Source organism: Frigoribacterium sp. AP1, assembly GCF_056680555.1.
This window is the reverse complement of record NZ_CM155288.1, coordinates 2,771,803-2,787,842: the sequence shown is the minus strand read 5'-3', so window position 1 is coordinate 2,787,842 and position 16,040 is coordinate 2,771,803. Positions and strand designations below refer to the sequence as shown.

Genomic DNA, 16,040 nt, shown 5'->3' with positions numbered 1-16,040 from the left:
TCTCACTTCGTCGTGGGGCCGTGGCGTGAGTGACGCTAACACAAATTCGAGTGGTCGTTCGATTTTCACCTGCGGGGTGCCTGGGAGGTCGTAGAGTGGCCGATCATGACGACCATCGGCCCCCCCGCGAGTGCCTCAGGGGCCGGAGGCCCGGGCCCGTCCGGTTCCGCTCGTCCCGCGCGCCGCGGGCCGTACGCGAAGTCGGCCGAGCGGCGGGCCTCGATCGTCGACGCGGCCTTCGAGGTGTTCTCGACGAAGGGTTACGTCGGCGGCTCCCTCCGTGACGTGGCCGAGGTGGTCGGCATGAGCCAGACGAGCCTGCTGCACTACTTCCCGTCGAAGAGCGCCCTGCTGCTCGCCGTGCTCGAGCGACGTGACGCGGTCTCGGACCGCTCGGCCGCGCCTCCGGACTGTGGGGGTCTGGTCGAGACCGTCCTCGGGCAGGCTCGGCACAACAGGACGGTGCCCGGGCTCATCGCGTTGTACGCGGTGCTGGCGGGCGAGGCGGTCACGACCGACAACCCCGGCAGCGGCTACGTCCGCGAACGCTTCGAGCGTCTGCGTGCCGAGTACGGCGACGCCCTGCGAGCCCTGGAGGCGCGGGGCCGGTTGCGCCCCGGGGTCGACCCCGACCGGGCGGCGTCCGGACTCGTGGCCCTGTGGGACGGCATCCAGCTGCAGTGGCTGCTCGACCCGGGACGCATCGACGTGGTGCAGCAGCTGCAGGACCACCTCGACCTGCTGATCCTGCCCGGCGACGCGGTCGACCCCGCGTGAGCGGCATCGTCCCCGTCGGGTCCGCCGTGCCCGTCCGCTGGTACGAGCCGTGGCCGGGGTCGACGGGGTCGCCCGGGCCGACGCTGCTGTGGCTGCACGGCGGCGGGTTCTTCCGCGGGGGGCTCGACCAGCCGGAGGCGCACGACGTCGCTCGGTCGCTCGCCGCACGCGGGGTGAGGGTCGCGACGGTGGACTACCGTCTCGCGCCTCCCCCGGGGCTCGGCCTCGTGGCCGGTCGGTCGATGCCGTCCCGGGTGCGGTACCCGGGGGCACTCGAGGACGTCCTGTCGGCCTATCGCGAGGTGGGCGACCGGTCGCCCGGGGGTGTGATCGTAGGAGGCGCGAGTGCGGGGGCGTGTCTGGCCGCGGCGGCCACCCTCCGCACGATCGACGACGGTCGTCCTCCGAACGGCGCCGTCTTCGCCTACGGCTTCTTCCACGCCGCACACCCCCGGGTGGCGGAGGTGCACCACCGGTCCCGTGGTCACCGTGGCCTGAGCCACGCGAGGTGGGCCCTCGATGCGATGAACCGCAACTACACCGGGTCGCGCAGTGCACTGGCCGACCGTCTCGCCTTCCCGGGCGGTCACACCCTCTCGGGTTTCCCCCGGACACTGGTGGTGAACGCCGAGCGCGACAACATGCGCGCTTCGGGCGACCTCTTCGCCGTCGAGCTCGCCGACGCGGGGGTCGACGTGCGGCACCACGTCCTGCCGGGCACCCGCCACGCGTTCTTGAACCGGCCCGGGCTGGCCGAGTACGCCCAGGCCGTCGCGCTCGTCGCGGAGTGGACCCGCGGCGGCTAGCCTGCCCTGCCCTGCCGACGGGTCTCCAGGGGGTCCGGCTTGACTGGTCGCCGTGAACACGCTCATCGTCGCCGCCCACCCCGACCACGACTCCCTGACCGTCGGCATCGCCCGGCTACTCGAGGAGGCCCTGCCCCCGGGCTCGGTCGAGGTGGCCGAACTGGCGGCGGAGGGTTTCGACCCGCGCTTCGGCACCGCGGACCGTGAGGCCTACCGTGGCCACGGCGACGCTCCCGCCGACGTCGTGCGCGAGCACGGGATCGTCGACTACGTGGGTGCCCGCCGCGGGACGACGCCGCCGCCCGGGACGCCCTCGTCCTCGACACCGTCGACAGGGTCGCTCGCGCCGTCCTCGAGGACGCGCCCCGCGCCTCCTCGGGGGCGTAGTCAGCGGAAGTCGCCGACCTGGCGGTCGACGGGCACGGTGCGGTCGACGACGACGTCACCGGTGTGGGCCGTCGTGGTGGTCTCGACGAGGACGATCTCGACCTCCTCGTCGGCGACGGGGTTGTGCCGCACGCCCCGCGGGACGACGTAGAACTGGCCCGGGGTGAGCACCACCTCGTGGTCGTCGGGGAGCTGGATGCGCAGGGTGCCCGAGACGACGAAGAACATCTCGTCCTCGGCGTCATGGGCGTGCCAGACGAGTTCGCCCAGCAGTTTCGCCACCTTCACGTACTGGTCGTTGACCTGCCCGACGACCCGAGGCGTCCAATGGTCGGTCACCTGTCGGAGTTCGGCCGCGACGTCGATTCCCTGGAGAGCAGTCATGGGGCCATTCTCCCCGGACAGGCGGACTCGTACTTCACGCCGATCGGCATGCTCTGCCTGATCCGGCTGAGCATCGCCGACCTGCGGCGGCTGAGGTGGGTCGGGTCAGAACACGGCTACCGTCATGCCGGCCGTGACCGCCGGCCGGTCCATGGCGGCCAGGGCGTCGGGCAGGTCGTCGAAGGTGATCGTGCGGCCGATGGACTCCTGCGGTCGCAGTCGACCCGCGACGACGTCGTCGATCATCGCGGCGTACTCGCCCACCGAGATGCCGTGGCTGCCCAGCAGTTCGAGCTCGTCGGCGATGACGCGGCCCATCGGGATCACCGGGGCGGCCTCGTCGTCGAGCAGCAGGCCCACCTGGACGTGCCGACCCCTCGGTCGGAGGGACGCCACGGACGCCGCGGACGTCACCCGGCTGCCGAACGCGTCGAGCGCCACGTCTGCCCCTCCGCCGGTGAGGGCTCGCACCCGGTCGACGGCGAGATCGTCCATCGGGACGACCTCGGCGCCCAGCGCCGCGGCCCGCTCGAGCGCTGCCGGGGAGATGTCCGACGCCACGACACGGGCACCGGCGGCGACCGCCACGGCGACCGCGGAGAGACCCACTCCACCGCAGCCGAAGACGGCCACCCATTCCCCCGCCTCGACCCGCGCCCGGGCGTGCAGCGCGTGGTACGCCGTGCCGAATCGGCAGCCGAGCGCCGCCGCCTCGACGAATCCGACCTCGTCCGGCAGGGCGATGACGTTCACGTCGGCGTGCGGGACGACCAGGGACTCGGCGTACGACCCGGGAAGCGTGAAGCCGGGCTGCTGCTGACGGGAACACACCTGGGTGGCTCCGGCACGGCACTGGTCGCACGTGCCGCACGCGAAGACGAAGGGGGCCGTCACGCGGGTCCCGACGACGACCCGGGCGACGTCGGCGCCGACGGCCGTCACCACGCCCGCGAACTCGTGACCCGGCACGTGCGGAAGGCGCACCGAGTCGTCGTGGCCCTTCCAGGCGTGCCAGTCGCTCCGGCACACCCCCGTGGCCGCGACGCGGACCACGACACCGTGAGCCGGCGGCACGGGTGCCGGGAGGTCGACGATGGTCGGAACCGACCCGAACTGGTCGTACTGAACGGCGCGCATCCCCCGATCCTGACACGAGCGGGCGGACCGGACACCCCCACCGCGGACGATGAGGGCCCACACCGGGTAGGAACGGTGCATGAGCCTCGCATCCACCCTCCTCCGCCTGACCGTCGGCGGCTTCTTCGTCGGCCACGGACTCCAGAAGCTGACCGGCGCCTTCGACGGGCCGGGTCTCGCCGGCACCGAGCAGATGATGGCGGGCACGGGAATGCACCCCGCAGCCCGCAACGCCCGCCTCGTCGCCGTCACCGAGACCGCCGGCGGCGCCGCCCTCGCCCTCGGCGCGGCGACCCCGCTCGCCGCCGCCGGCATCGTCGGCACGATGGTCACCGCCGTCCGCAAGGTGCACCTCGCCAAGGGTCCGTGGGTGACCGAGGGCGGCTACGAGTACAACGCCGTCCTGATCGCCGCCGCCGCCGCCCTGGCCTCCGGCCCCGGCGGGCCGTCGGTCGACCAGCTCTTCGGCAAGAAGTCGTGGGGCGCCGGCGGAACGGTCTTCGCCCTCGTCGCCGGAGTCGCCGCCTCGTTCGTCGCGGTCGAGCTGGGCAAGCGTGCGACTCCCCCGGCGGAGCCGGGCTCGGACTCCTCGGAGGGCTGACCCGCCTCCTCGCCTCGTCCCCAGGGCGCGACCACCCGGCGACGGGCGGTCGCGCCCTCCGTCCGTCAGGCGGGTGACGGTGGGCTCTGCGACCATGGGCGCATGACACCGACGAGCACCGCGACCGACATCGACGCCGAGGCCCTCGAGCTGTTGCGCGCGCTCACCGGGCGCGACGACGCCGTCTTCCACGACGGGCAGCTCGAGGCCATCCGGGCCCTCGTCGCCGATCGTCGCCGGGCCCTCGTCGTGCAGCGCACCGGGTGGGGCAAGTCCGCGGTGTACTTCATCGCCACCCTGCTGCTGCGCCGACGCGGCACCGGCCCGACCCTGCTCGTGTCGCCCCTGCTGGCCCTGATGCGCGACCAGGTGGCCGCCGCCGCCCGGGCCGGGGTGCGGGCCGTCGCCGTCAACTCGGCGAACGCCCACGAGTGGTCCGACGTCCAGCAGCAGCTCGTCGACGACGAGATCGACGTGCTGCTCGTCTCCCCCGAGCGACTCAACAACCCGCGGTTCCGCGACGAGCAGCTGCCCGTCCTCATCGACCGGCTCGGCATGCTCGTCGTCGACGAGGCGCACTGCATCTCGGACTGGGGCCACGACTTCCGACCCGACTACCGTCGCCTCGCCGACCTCATCCGCACCCTGCCCACGGGCGTGCCCGTCCTCGCCACGACCGCCACGGCCAACGCCCGCGTCGTGGCCGACGTCGCCGAGCAACTCGCCGTGGGGCCGGGCGACGAGGTGCTGACGATCCGTGGGTCGCTGGCCCGCGCCTCCCTGCGTCTCGGGGTGTTGCAGCTGCCGACCTCGCGAGACCGTCTGGGGTGGCTGCTGAGCCACCTCGCCGACCTGCCCGGCAGCGGCATCATCTACACGCTCACCATCTCGGCGGCCGACGACACCGCCCGACTGCTGCGCGAGGCCGGGCACGACGTGCGGTCGTACTCCGGCCGCACCGACCCCGAAGAACGCGAACAGCTCGAACAGCGCCTCAAGGGCAACGACCTCAAGGCCCTGGTCGCGACGAGCGCCCTCGGCATGGGCTTCGACAAGCCCGACCTCGGCTTCGTGATCCACCTCGGCGCGCCGTCGTCGCCCGTCGCGTACTACCAACAGATCGGCCGGGCGGGTCGTGCCACCGACAACGCCGACGTGCTGCTGCTGCCCGGCACCGAGGACGCCGAGATCTGGCAGTACTTCGCCACGGCGTCGATGCCGTCCGAGGCACGGGCGGCGGCCGTGCTGGCCGAGCTGGGCGAGACGCCCCTGTCGACGCCCGCCCTCGAGGCGCGGGTCGACGTCAAGCGCACCCCGCTCGAACTCATGCTCAAGGTGCTGGACGTCGACGGCGCCGTCCGCCGGGTGCAGGGCGGCTGGGTGAGCACGGGCGAGCCCTGGGTCTACGACGCGGAACGCTACGACCGCATCGCCGGCGCCCGGGTGGACGAGCAAGAGTCCATGCTCGCGTTCGAACGCGGTGAGACCTGCCGCATGCAGATGCTGCAGGTCGACCTCGACGACCCGGCCGCCGAGCCCTGCGGGCGGTGCGACGTCTGCGCCGGCGCCTGGTACCCGACCGACATCGCCGGCGAGGCGGCGACGTCGGCCGCGAACACGCTCGACCGGGTCGGCGTCGAGATCGACCCCCGGGCCCAGTGGCCCACGGGTGCCGACCGGGCCGGAGTGGCCGTCAAGGGCAAGATCCCCGACGGCGAGCGGGTCGAGCCGGGTCGTGCGCTCGCCCGACTGACCGACCTCGGGTGGGGCAACACCCTGCGCGAGGTCTTCGCGGCGAACGCCCCCGACGCTCCGCTGTCGAAGCACCTGCTCGACGGAGTCGTGCGGGTCCTGAAGGAGTGGCCGTGGGCCGAGCGGCCCGTGGGCGTCGTGGCGATGCCGTCGACGTCACGGCCGCAGCTCGTCGGGTCCCTCGCCGAGGCGATCAGCACTGTCGGGCGGCTGCCGCTGCTCGGCACGCTCGGCAGCGCCCGCCCCTCGGCCGGTCGCGGCCAGGGCGGCAACAGCGTCTACCGACTGGCCGACGTCTGGCAGTCGTTCGAGGTCGGCCCCGAGCTGGCCGCAGCCCTCGCCGAGGTGACCGGCCCGGTGCTGCTCGTCGACGACCTGGTCGACAGCCGCTGGACGGTCACGGTGGCCGGGCGGGAGCTGCGCCGCGCCGGCGCCCCCGCCGTCCTTCCCTTCGCCCTCGCGGTGGTCGGCTGAGTCCCATGACCTCGTCCGGGGCTCCCGGGTCGCAGGCGACGAGTGGCGCGACGCCGCAGGCCGCTCAGCCGTCGACGAGCATCAACGACCGAACTGCATGCCGTCCCGGGTCAGGGTGCTGTGTCGCATCAGCCAGACGTCGCGCGGATAGTTCTGGTGCATCCGCCAGGGCGACCGCGAACCCTGCCGGGGCATCAGGTGCACCCCACGCGAGACGTAGCCGCTCGTCAGGTCGATCAGAGGGCTCGTCGGCCCCGGCCGCGCCGGCGCGACCGGCACGGCCGATCGGAACCCGTGGCGATCGGCGTGACGGAGCAGCCGGGCGACGTAGTGCACGACGAGGTCGATCTTCAACGTCCACGACGCGTTCGTGTAGCCGATCGCGAACGCCAGGTTCGGCACCCCCGAGAGCATGAATCCCTTGTAGGTCAGCCGCGTCGCCGGGTCGACCTCGACCCCGTCGACGGACAACCGCATGCCGCCGAACAACAGCAGGTTGAGCCCGGTGGCCGTGACGACGACGTCCGCGGGCACCTCGTGAGCCCGCTGGCCGTCGCGACCCGCGACCCGGACGCCGCCGGGGGTGAACGAATCGATGTCATCGGTCACGATCGATGCCGACCCCGAGCGCAGCGCCCGGAACAGGGCCCCGTCCGGGGTGATGCAGAGGCGCTGGTCCCACGGGTCGTAGCTCGGCTGGAAGTGCCGGTCGACGTCGAAGTCGTCCGGCAGGCGCCGAGCCACCTGGGCCCGGAGGAACGCCTTCATCTTCTCGGGCGACCGTCGACTCGTCTGGAAACTGAGCAGCGCCATGCCGATGCTGCGCCACCGGATCAGCCGGTCGTCGACGGCCTGCGGCAGCAGCCGACGCCAGGCCCGGGGCTCCTTCCGACGCGAGGGCAGCGAGAGCACGTAGGTCGGCGACCGCTGCAGCATCGTCACCTGCTCGGCACTCTCGGCGAGGGCGGGCACCAGCGTCACCGCCGTCGCCCCCGACCCGATGACCACGACGCGCTTCCCCGCGACGTCGAGGTCCTCCGGCCAGTGCTGGGGGTGCACGACGCGGCCGGCGAACGACTCCTGCCCCGGGAACGCGGGCGACCAGCCCTCGTCGTAGCGGTAATAGCCCGAGCAGACGAACAAGAACGAGCACGTGACCGTGACGCGACGGGACGCCGGGGCGGGGCCCGCGCCTCCTACGCTCGACGCCTCGCGGGCGGCGGCGGACGAGCCGTCCGCCCCCGCCGCGCTCGCCACCTCGATCGTGACGGTCCACCGGGCCTCGGCCGACGACCAGTCGGCCGCGACCACGCAATGCCCGAAGCGGATGAGCCCGGCGACGCCCGTCTCGTCGGCCGTGTCGCGGACGTAGTCGCGGATGGCTGCTCCCGGGGCGATCGCCCGCCGGTCGCGCCAGGGGCGGAACCCGTAACCGAGGGTGAACATGTCGCTGTCCGAGCGGACACCCGGGTAGCGGAACAAGTCCCAGGTGCCGCCGACCGCGTCGCGCGCCTCGACGACGGCCAGGCTGCGCCCGGGGAAGTCACGGCGCAACTGGGCCGCCACCCCGACACCGGACAGGCCCGCCCCGACGACGAGCAGGTCGACGTGTTCGGCGAGGCGATCGTTGCCCTCGTTCGGAGCCGAGGAGGCGCGGGGCGCGTCGTTCACGGGACCAGCACGATCCGGATCGGGTCGCCTTCCTTGCGCTCGAGCATCTGGACCGCCCGCTCGGCCTCGGCCAACGGCACGGTCGCGCTGACCGACTTCGAGAAGTCGAGCCTCCCCCGGGCCGTCAAGGCGACGAGCGTCGTGACGTCGGCAGGCTCGGAGCCGTAGTGGCCGAGGACCTGCTGCTGCAGGAAGCTGAACCTCGTGCCGTCGGTGATCGTGATCGGCTTGTCCGACAGGCCGACCAGGGTCAGGCGTCCGCGGTAGCCGAGGCAGGCGATGGCCTGCTCACGCACGACGGGCACGCCGGCGAAGTCGAAGGCCCGGGCGAGGCCCCGGCCACCGGTCGCGCGGCCGAGCGCCGTGGCGAAGTCCGGGTCGGCGGGGTCGAGTGCGAGGTCGGCGCCGAAGTCGAGGGCCCGGTCCCGCGCACCCGGCAGGGGGTCGACGGCGATGATCGGCGCGGCCCCGAGCAGGGCGAGTAGTTGTACGGCGTGGGCGCCGAGGCCGCCGATGCCCCACACCCCGACCGCCGTGCCGGGCCGGGTGTCGGCCGTCGTGGTGAGCGCCGCCCACGGTGTCGACACCGCGTCGGGGATGAAGCAGGCCTGCTCGAACGGCAGGGAGTCGGGGATCGGCACGACCGTGTCGGCGCGGGCCACGGCGAACTCGGCCCAGCCGCCGTCGTAGTCGACACCGCGGGTGTGGACCTGACCGTCGCGCTCCTCGCCGGCCTGCAGCAGGACGCGGTCCCCGACGGCGACGTGCGTGACGCCCTCGCCCACCTGGTCGACGGTGCCGGCGACCTCGTGGCCGAGGGTGACGGTGTCGCCGGGCAGGTGCAGCGGCGTGAGCGAACCCTGGATCAGGTGCACGTCGCTGAGACACACGCCGGCGGCGGCGACGGCGATGCGCACCTGCCCCGGGCCGGCGTCGGGGGTGGGCACCTCGGTGACCGAGAAGTGGCGGGTGCTGACGTCGAGGCGTCCGGCGAGCATGGTGGCTCCGTCCTGCGGGGCCCGGTCGGTCGGCTCTGACCGCGGGGCGTGACCGCACATCGGGTGCGACGGTACGCCGTCCCCGCCGATGTTGCACACTGCACCCGCGGCGGTCCGGTGGGCGGACGGCGAGACCCCGGGAACGCGCCGAGACCCCCGCACGCGCACGGGGGTCTCGGTGACTTCCTGGGGTCCGAGCCGCGCCCTACCCGCGGCGGGGCTCGTCGTCGGCGGGGGCGTCGGCGAGGTGCTCCTCGGCCCGGCGGCCGTCGGTGCCGACCATGGCGTGCAGCGAGCCGGTCGAGATGCGGTCGGGCGAGGTGCCCTCGAGCGAGCCCAGCCCACCCGTGCGTCCGTCGAGCAGGCGCGCTCCGGCCCGGTCGGCCGAGTCGGCCGGGTCGGCCGGGTCGGAGACCGAGGCCGAGGAGGCGCCGTGCCCGTCCGCGTTCATGGTCGCCTCGTCGAAGGGCGCACGACCCGACAGCACGGTCTCGACGCGGTCCTTGTCGATCTGCTTGGTCCACGTTCCGACGAGGATCGTCGCGACGGCGTTGCCGGTGAAGTTGGTCAGCGCTCGCGCCTCGGACATGAACCGGTCGATGCCGACGATCACGCCGACGCCGTCCACCAGGTCGGGGCGGTGTGCCTGCAGGCCTCCCGCCAGGGTGGCGATGCCGGCCCCCGTGACGCCCGCGGCCCCCTTCGAGGCGATCATCATGAACAGCAGCAGCGAGACCTGCTCGCCGACGTTGAGCGGCGTCCCCATGGCGTTGGCGATGAACAGCGACGCCATGGTGAGGTAGATCGCCGTGCCGTCGAGGTTGAACGAGTAGCCGGTGGGCACGGTGATGCCGACGACCGGCTTCGAGACGCCGAGGTGCTCCATCTTGGCGATGAGGCGGGGTAGAGCGACCTCGCTCGACGACGTCGAGACGATCAGCAGGTACTCGCGTCCGAGGTACTTCATCACCCGGAAGATGTTGACGCCCGTGGCGAGCTTGAGGATCGTCCCGAGCACGACGGCGACGAACAGGATGCAGGTGATGTAGAACGCGACCATCAGGGTGCCGAGCGCCACGATGGCGGCGACCCCTGTCTCGCCGACGACCGCGGCGATGGCGCCGAAGGCACCGATCGGGGCGACCCACATGATCATCGCGAGGATGCGGAACACCAGCACCTGCAGGTTGCGGACGCCCTCGAGGATCGTCGTGCCGCGATCGCCCATGCGCTGCAGCGCGAAGCCGACGAGCAGCGCCACGAACAGCGTCTGCAGGATGGAGCCGCTGGTCAGCGACGACACGAGCGTCTCGGGGATGATGCCGAGCAGGAACCCTGCCGTGCCACCGGCCTCGTCGGTGGCGGGCGCCTCGTACCCGGTCGAGCCGATCATCAGGCCCTCGCCCGGGTGGATCAGGTTGCCGACCACGAGGCCGATCGCCAGGGCGAAGGTCGACATCGCGATGAAGTAGCCGAGCGCGAGCCCGCCGACCTTGCCGACCGTCGCCGCCTTGGCGATCGAGCCGACGCCGAGCACGATGGTGCAGAAGATCACCGGCGCGATCATCATCGAGATCAGCGAGACGAAGGCGGTGCCGATCGGCTTGAGCTGCACGGCGACCTCGGGGGCCGTGAGGCCGACGACGATGCCGGCCGCGACGGCCACGATCACCGCGATGTAGAGCCAGTGCGAGCGGTCGATCCGACGTCGGGCGCGGACGCCGCCCGCCGTCGTCGTTCCGCCGGGGGTGGGGGTCTGCGGGCCCTTGTGCGTCTTTGCCATGGGGGTCTTCCTCGAGCTCGTGACCGGCGGCGTCGTCGTCGACGGTCGTGCGGGGTTCGTTGCCGCGACTCTGGTCGGTCGCCGGGTGGGCGTCGACGTTGTGGTCATACTGGTCGCGCCGGTCGTGCGTCATGATGGAGCCCGGCCGCAGCGCAGCGAGGAGCCCGCCCGAGATGACCGTCGATCCCACCCGGTGGAGCATCGCCACCCGGCTGTTCGCGCTGCTCGTGGTCTTCGTCGTCGCCGTGACCGTGCTCGCGACGGCCTGGACGGTCCGTTCGGCCCGCGACGACGCCGACCGCTCCGCCGCGCGGGCCTGCCTGGCCCTGGCCACCTCGATCGCCGACAACCCGTACGTCGTCGACGCCCTCGGGACGTCCGACCCGAGCGCCCGTCTGCAGCCCTACGCCGTGGCCCTGATGAGCGACACGTCGACCGACTTCGTCACGATCATGCGGCCCGATCGCACCCGTCTGACGCACCCCGATCCCGACGAGATCGGCCGCCCGTTCGTCGGCACGATCGCGCCGGCCCTGCGCGGGGAGTCGTTCACCGAGACGTACGCCGGCACCCTCGGTCCGTCGGTGCGCGCGGTGGTGCCGATCGAGAGCGACGGCGAGGTCGTCGCCCTCGTCTCGGCCGGGGTCACGGTCGACACCATCACGCAGTCGGTCGGCGAGCGGCTGCCGCTCGTGTTCGCCGCCGCCGGGGCGACCGTGCTGCTCGGCGGCGTCGTCTCGTGGTTGCTCAGCCGGTACCTGCGGCGGGTCACCTGGGGTCGCGGCCCCGAGGAGCTCGCGCGGATGTTCTCCTACTACGAGGGGGTGCTGCACTCGGTGCGTGAGGGGCTCGTGCTCGTCGACGACCGCGGCCGGCTGACGCTCTACAACGACCAGGCGGCCGAACTGCTCGACCTGCCACCCGGGGGCATCGACGCTCCCGTCCCGCTCGCCGAGCTGCAGCTGCCCGCCTCGCTGCGCGAGCTGCTCGCCTCCGGACGCCGCGCCTCCGACGAGGTGCACGTGACCGACGACCGCGTGCTCGTCGTCAACCAGGAGCTCACCGAGCCCACCGACGGCCCGCCCCGCCCGGCGCCCGCGACCGGTCGAGGAGGCGCGGCACCGGCAGGAGGCGCGGCGTCGGTGACCGGCGCGGCCCGCCCGCGCTCCCGGCGCACGCTCGGGACGGTGACGACCCTGCGCGACCACACCGAGCTGACCCACCTCACGGGCGAGGTCGAGACGATGCGCACCCTTTCGGACGCGCTCCGCTCGCAGACCCACGAGTTCTCGAACCGGTTGCACACGATCGTGTCGCTGATCGAACTCGGGCGCGGTGACGAAGCCCTCCGGTTCGCGGCCGACGAGCTCGACCTCGGCCAGCGACTCGCCGACCGGGTCGTGGCCTCGATCGACGAGCCGACGCTCGCCGCCCTGCTGCTCGGCAAGGCGGCGCAGGCCCGTGAACGGTCGATCGAGCTGCGCGTCGACGTCGAGCCCGACCTCGGGACGATCGACGTCGAGCCCGGCGACCTCGTCACGATCCTGGGCAACCTCGTCGACAACGCCTTCGACGCGGTCGCCCCGACGCTCGACGGCGCCCCTCTCGATCCCGCCGCTCCCCCGGCCCGATCGCCGCGGGTCGAGGTGACCGTCGCCCGGGTCGAGGGCGGCGTCCAGCTCGACGTCGAGGACGACGGTCCGGGACTGGGCGACGTCGAGCTCGCCTTCCGCCGCGGGTTCAGCACGAAGCCGGCGGCGCCGGGCGGGCGCGGCATCGGCCTCGCGCTCGTGCGTCAGGCCGTGGGTCGGGTCGGGGGTCGCCTCGACGTCGCCACGGGACCCGACGGGACCACCTTCTCGGTGCTGCTGCCCGACCGACGGCCGGACGACGCCGACGCCACCGCCCGACGTCGGGGTGGGGTGCGGTCGTGACCCGCGCCTCCTCGTCCGGCGACCGGGTGCGCGTGCTCGTCGTCGAGGACGAGCCCCTGACCGCGGAGGCGCACGTCGCCTACCTCGAGCGGCTGGACGGTTTCGAGGTGGTCGGCCGGGCCCGCGACGGACGCGAGACCCTCGACGCGGTCCGCGCGGCCGGCGGGCCGGGCGGAGCCGGCCTCGACCTCGTGCTGCTCGACATGAACCTGCCCGACACACACGGCCTGCAGCTCTGCCGGGCGCTGCGCTCCGCGGGTTCGACCGTCGACGTCATCGCGATCACGGCGGTGCGCGACGCCGCCGTCGTGCGCACGGCGGTGTCGCTCGGCATCGTCCAGTACCTGATCAAGCCGTTCACCTTCGCGACCTTCGCCGACCGGCTCGGTGCCTACCGGTCGTTCCGCGACTCGCTCGCCGCCGGGCAGGGGCAGGTGACCCAGTCGGACGTCGACTCCGGATTCGCCACCCTGCGCCGGGCACCGGCACCGGCGTTGGCCAAGGGCCTCGCCCCGGCCACGCTCGAGCAGGTGGTCGCGGTGCTGCGTCGAGGCGGGTCGCCGTCCGCCGGTGAGGTGGCCGATGCCGCGGGGGTGTCGCGGGTGACGGCGCGCCGGTACCTCGAGCACCTCGCCGACACGGGGGCGGCGACCCGTGAACCCCGCTACGGCAGCCCCGGGCGACCCGAGCACGGCTACCGCTGGAACTGACGGGCCAGGAATGCCCGACGGTGCTCGGCGGACGCCCGGAGCTCAGCGCCGGACGAGTCGTGCGATCTCGGGCAGCACCGCGAGGGTGCCGGACGCCCCGTGCTGGTCGGGGTCGAGGGCAAGACGCCTCAGTCCGGCACGGGTGTACGTGCCGACGTCCGCCACGAAGTCGGCGGGCGCACGCCAGACCAGGCGGTCGGCCGACGACGCGTCGAGGCCGCGGGCGAGGGCGGCGTCCCGGGCGCGTTCGGGCGAGGTGAACGCGAGCAGGGTCGGGGTGCCCTCGTCGACGACGGCGAAGGGCTTCGAGGCCCCGGCCGTGCCGCGGTCGACGAACCACCAGGCCTCGAGCCGGAACGCCGAGCGCCAGAGGGCGACCGGATCGTCGACCACGACGGCCGTGGTCCGCACCGGTGTCGCATCGACCGCAGGGGGCGGCACGACGACCGGTGCCGCGCCGCCGGGAGCGACCCGAGGAGGCGCGGGGCGCGTCGACGGCGTCGGTCCCGCTGGCGGGGCGGCCCGGTCGACGACCTTCTCGAGCCGGGCTCGACGGCGCTGACCCAGCCCGATTCTCACGAGCACGACGCCGCCGGCGACCAGGACGGTGACCACCGCGAGGGCGACCACGACGTCGACGGACGACTGCCGACCGGGTGCCACGAGTCCGACGAGCAGCACCGACGCGCCGATCGGCGACCCGATCACGGCGATCGCGAGCAGCACGACGCCCCAGGTGAGCGCGGCGGTGCCGGACGAGCCGCGAGGACTCGACGGGTGGCGGGGGTCGGACGGGTCGGAACTCGGCATCGCCCCAGCGTAGGGCGGCCCGCCGGGTGAGGCCCGGGTGCGCAGGCGGTGCCCGACGCGACCCCGCGCCCGGCTCCTCGGTCGTCTGCGGCCTACTCGGCCGCGCGAGACCAGCCGAGCCCGCGGGCCTCGACCAGGCGCTGCAGCACCACGGTCATCGCGGCGAAGTCCTTCGACCCGAGGGCGTCGGTGAGGACGACGTAGGCGTGCGCGGCGTCCGCCGGCAGCGACGGCGTTGCACGGGTCGGATCGACCAGGCGGGTCGTCCCCTCGCTGCCGGCGTGACGGCTCACCTCGTCGTGGTCACGCAGGTGGAAGTTCACGAGCCGCTTGCCGTCGCCGATGGCGAACAGGCGAGCGACGATCGAGAGTCGTCGCATCCGTCGCCCCCCGGCGCCGGCGAGGGTGCCGGCCGGTCCGTCGACCCAGCTCACCCGGGTGACCGAGTCCCAGGGCACGACGACGCTGCCGTCGATGACGACCGCGGACGCGTGGACCGACAGGGACGACCGGCCCCGGTGACGCACGGCCCCGACGTACTCGGAGAACGTCGCGATCGGCAGCAGCGTCGGCAGGAGCCAGAGGGCGACCACGATCCAGAGCAGCGCCGTGCTGGCGACCGCCCACGTCACGAGGGCGGCCAGCAGGGCGAGGGCGAGGAGGACGCCGATCCCGGAACCGACGAGCTGCCGTCGGAGCCGCCGACCGTCGTGGGCGACCACGAGCACCGGCGCGTCGGTCGGCAGGGCGAAACGGTCCGGGCCGGCCGAGGCACCGGATGCCGGAGGCGCGGCAGATGCTGTGGACGCCGACGGGGCTGCGGGCGCCGCGGGCGCCGAGGTGTCGGCACCCGGCGACCGTCGCGCCTGCCGGTCGAGGCCGAAGCGGCGCATGGCGTCGAGTGCGCCGAGGGGTGCGTAGGGCCCCTTCCCCTCGACGTCGAAGAGGACGCCGAACACGCCGGTGCGCTCCCGCGCGACGGCATCGTCGACGAAGCCGCTCGACGGCAGGGCGAGGAGCCGGCCCGCCTCCTCCTCCGACAGTCCTCGCGCGAGGCCGTGCTGCCGCGCCCGCTCGGGCGAGGTGAAGGCCAGGACCATGAGACGTCCGTCGACGTCGACCACGAGCGGCTGCACGTCGGGCAGCTCACCACGGGCGATGAACCACCAGCGGTCGAGGGCGAAGAGCGCGTCCCAGAGGTCGGCCTGGGCGTCGGTGTCGTCGATGCCCCGCCGTTCGGCCGTCCGGGCCAGCTCGTCGATGCGCTCGCTCGTCGCCCGCATCTCGTCGGGTGAGGGAGGCGGGGGCAGCCGGACACCACCCGAAGCAGGCAGAGGGGTCGGTTCAGTCATGGAGTCAGCGTAGGGGAAGCACCCCCACCGACGAGTGATCCTCACGGAACGCCGTGCGAGAGGATCGACGGCGCCGTCCGTCGGCACTACGCTCCGATCATGGCCGACGCACAGGGACCCCAGATCGTCCGAGGAGACCCCGAGGTGACCCGGGCGTCGCTCGACCTCAAGCTGCCGGTGGCCATGCTGCCCGGGCTCGTGCGCCGGGCACTGCAGGCGAGCCCGACGTTCTCGCTGGGCGACGCCGACGAGACGGGGGCCACGCTGCTCCGCCGGTCGGCCTCGGCAGGTGGTACGGACACCGTCCGCCTCGACTTCACCCCGTCCGAGAAGGGCAGCCGGGTCTCGGCCGAGGTCCACTCCCCCGGCGGCACGATCGGCACGTCGGTCAAACGCCGCGACGACGACACCACCGCCCTCTTCGAGGCCGTCGCGAAGGCCGCCGGACCCTTCTGACCGGTGCC

At 73.4% G+C, this 16,040-nt stretch carries 14 protein-coding genes; 7 read left to right on the top strand and 7 right to left on the bottom strand.

Translation table 11 applies throughout. From position 1 onward, the window contains the following. Positions 1-105 precede the first annotated feature (105 nt). Together AC1MBW_RS13235 and AC1MBW_RS13230 are read left to right on the top strand one after the other, a co-directional pair. Positions 106-777: a TetR family transcriptional regulator gene (locus tag AC1MBW_RS13235; protein ID WP_480024774.1), complete on the top strand. Its 672-nt coding sequence runs from the start codon at positions 106-108 to the stop codon at positions 775-777. Continuing rightward, a complete protein-coding gene (locus AC1MBW_RS13230; protein WP_054146540.1) occupies positions 774-1,583 on the top strand; it encodes an alpha/beta hydrolase in 810 nt (269 codons plus the stop codon). Before AC1MBW_RS13235 ends, AC1MBW_RS13230 begins: the two co-directional genes overlap by 4 nt. Positions 1,584-1,970: 387 nt before the next feature. Here AC1MBW_RS13230 and AC1MBW_RS13225 read toward each other — a convergent pair whose 3' ends face one another. Together AC1MBW_RS13225 and AC1MBW_RS13220 are read right to left on the bottom strand one after the other, a co-directional pair. Next, the gene (locus tag AC1MBW_RS13225; protein WP_480024773.1) at positions 1,971-2,354 is read right to left on the bottom strand and encodes a cupin domain-containing protein; all 384 of its coding nucleotides are present in this window, start codon (positions 2,352-2,354) and stop codon (positions 1,971-1,973) included. A gap of 105 nt (positions 2,355-2,459) precedes the next feature. Beyond that, positions 2,460-3,491: an alcohol dehydrogenase catalytic domain-containing protein gene (locus tag AC1MBW_RS13220; RefSeq protein WP_480024772.1), complete on the bottom strand. Its 1,032-nt coding sequence runs from the start codon at positions 3,489-3,491 to the stop codon at positions 2,460-2,462. Positions 3,492-3,570: 79 nt separating this feature from the next. Here AC1MBW_RS13220 and AC1MBW_RS13215 point away from each other — a divergent pair, with 79 nt between their 5' ends. Further along, positions 3,571-4,092, top strand: coding sequence for a DoxX family protein (locus tag AC1MBW_RS13215; RefSeq protein ID WP_480024771.1), 522 nt, complete (start codon positions 3,571-3,573; stop codon positions 4,090-4,092). A gap of 102 nt (positions 4,093-4,194) precedes the next feature. Further along, on the top strand, positions 4,195-6,318 hold the full coding sequence (locus AC1MBW_RS13210; RefSeq protein WP_480024770.1) for a RecQ family ATP-dependent DNA helicase: 2,124 nt from the start codon (positions 4,195-4,197) through the stop codon (positions 6,316-6,318). 81 nt (positions 6,319-6,399) lie between these two features. Here AC1MBW_RS13210 and AC1MBW_RS13205 read toward each other — a convergent pair whose 3' ends face one another. The 3 genes from AC1MBW_RS13205 to AC1MBW_RS13195 all read right to left on the bottom strand — a co-directional run bounded on the left by AC1MBW_RS13205 (position 6,400) and on the right by AC1MBW_RS13195 (position 10,770). Further along, a complete protein-coding gene (locus AC1MBW_RS13205; RefSeq protein ID WP_480024769.1) occupies positions 6,400-7,989 on the bottom strand; it encodes a flavin-containing monooxygenase in 1,590 nt (529 codons plus the stop codon). After that, on the bottom strand, positions 7,986-8,987 hold the full coding sequence (locus tag AC1MBW_RS13200) for a zinc-binding dehydrogenase (protein ID WP_480024768.1): 1,002 nt from the start codon (positions 8,985-8,987) through the stop codon (positions 7,986-7,988). Before AC1MBW_RS13200 ends, AC1MBW_RS13205 begins: the two co-directional genes overlap by 4 nt. Positions 8,988-9,192: 205 nt before the next feature. Next, positions 9,193-10,770, bottom strand: a complete 1,578-nt coding sequence (locus tag AC1MBW_RS13195) for a cation:dicarboxylate symporter family transporter (protein WP_480024767.1) — start codon at positions 10,768-10,770, stop codon at positions 9,193-9,195. A gap of 173 nt (positions 10,771-10,943) precedes the next feature. Here AC1MBW_RS13195 and AC1MBW_RS13190 point away from each other — a divergent pair, with 173 nt between their 5' ends. Together AC1MBW_RS13190 and AC1MBW_RS13185 are read left to right on the top strand one after the other, a co-directional pair. After that, complete coding sequence (locus AC1MBW_RS13190; RefSeq protein WP_480024766.1) at positions 10,944-12,704, top strand: ATP-binding protein; 1,761 nt, start codon at positions 10,944-10,946, stop codon at positions 12,702-12,704. Next, complete coding sequence (locus AC1MBW_RS13185; protein WP_480024765.1) at positions 12,701-13,414, top strand: response regulator; 714 nt, start codon at positions 12,701-12,703, stop codon at positions 13,412-13,414. Before AC1MBW_RS13190 ends, AC1MBW_RS13185 begins: the two co-directional genes overlap by 4 nt. A 42-nt stretch (positions 13,415-13,456) precedes the next feature. On the opposite strand, the gene AC1MBW_RS13180 is transcribed toward AC1MBW_RS13185, so the two are convergent. Both AC1MBW_RS13180 and AC1MBW_RS13175 read right to left on the bottom strand, forming a co-directional pair. Beyond that, entirely contained in the window at positions 13,457-14,224 is a 768-nt protein-coding gene (locus tag AC1MBW_RS13180) for a hypothetical protein (protein ID WP_480024764.1), read from the bottom strand. A gap of 92 nt (positions 14,225-14,316) precedes the next feature. Then, a complete protein-coding gene (locus tag AC1MBW_RS13175) occupies positions 14,317-15,576 on the bottom strand; it encodes a hypothetical protein (protein WP_480024763.1) in 1,260 nt (419 codons plus the stop codon). Positions 15,577-15,675: 99 nt separating this feature from the next. Between AC1MBW_RS13175 and AC1MBW_RS13170 the strand changes: the two genes are divergently transcribed. After that, complete coding sequence (locus tag AC1MBW_RS13170) at positions 15,676-16,032, top strand: hypothetical protein (RefSeq protein WP_054147568.1); 357 nt, start codon at positions 15,676-15,678, stop codon at positions 16,030-16,032. Positions 16,033-16,040 lie beyond the last annotated feature (8 nt).

Bases quoted from the DNA above. Each gene is read 5' to 3' on its own strand.
- AC1MBW_RS13170 (WP_054147568.1), top strand. From the start codon at position 15,676: ATGGCCGACGCACAGGGACCCCAGATCGTCCGAGGAGACCCCGAGGTG.
- AC1MBW_RS13190 (WP_480024766.1), top strand. From the start codon at position 10,944: ATGACCGTCGATCCCACCCGGTGGAGCATCGCCACCCGGCTGTTCGCG.
- AC1MBW_RS13220 (WP_480024772.1), bottom strand. From the start codon at position 3,491: ATGCGCGCCGTTCAGTACGACCAGTTCGGGTCGGTTCCGACCATCGTC.
- AC1MBW_RS13215 (WP_480024771.1), top strand. From the start codon at position 3,571: ATGAGCCTCGCATCCACCCTCCTCCGCCTGACCGTCGGCGGCTTCTTC.
- AC1MBW_RS13210 (WP_480024770.1), top strand. From the start codon at position 4,195: ATGACACCGACGAGCACCGCGACCGACATCGACGCCGAGGCCCTCGAG.
- AC1MBW_RS13180 (WP_480024764.1), bottom strand. From the start codon at position 14,224: ATGCCGAGTTCCGACCCGTCCGACCCCCGCCACCCGTCGAGTCCTCGC.
- AC1MBW_RS13175 (WP_480024763.1), bottom strand. From the start codon at position 15,576: ATGACTGAACCGACCCCTCTGCCTGCTTCGGGTGGTGTCCGGCTGCCC.
- AC1MBW_RS13235 (WP_480024774.1), top strand. From the start codon at position 106: ATGACGACCATCGGCCCCCCCGCGAGTGCCTCAGGGGCCGGAGGCCCG.
- AC1MBW_RS13225 (WP_480024773.1), bottom strand. From the start codon at position 2,354: ATGACTGCTCTCCAGGGAATCGACGTCGCGGCCGAACTCCGACAGGTG.
- AC1MBW_RS13195 (WP_480024767.1), bottom strand. From the start codon at position 10,770: ATGGCAAAGACGCACAAGGGCCCGCAGACCCCCACCCCCGGCGGAACG.
- AC1MBW_RS13200 (WP_480024768.1), bottom strand. From the start codon at position 8,987: ATGCTCGCCGGACGCCTCGACGTCAGCACCCGCCACTTCTCGGTCACC.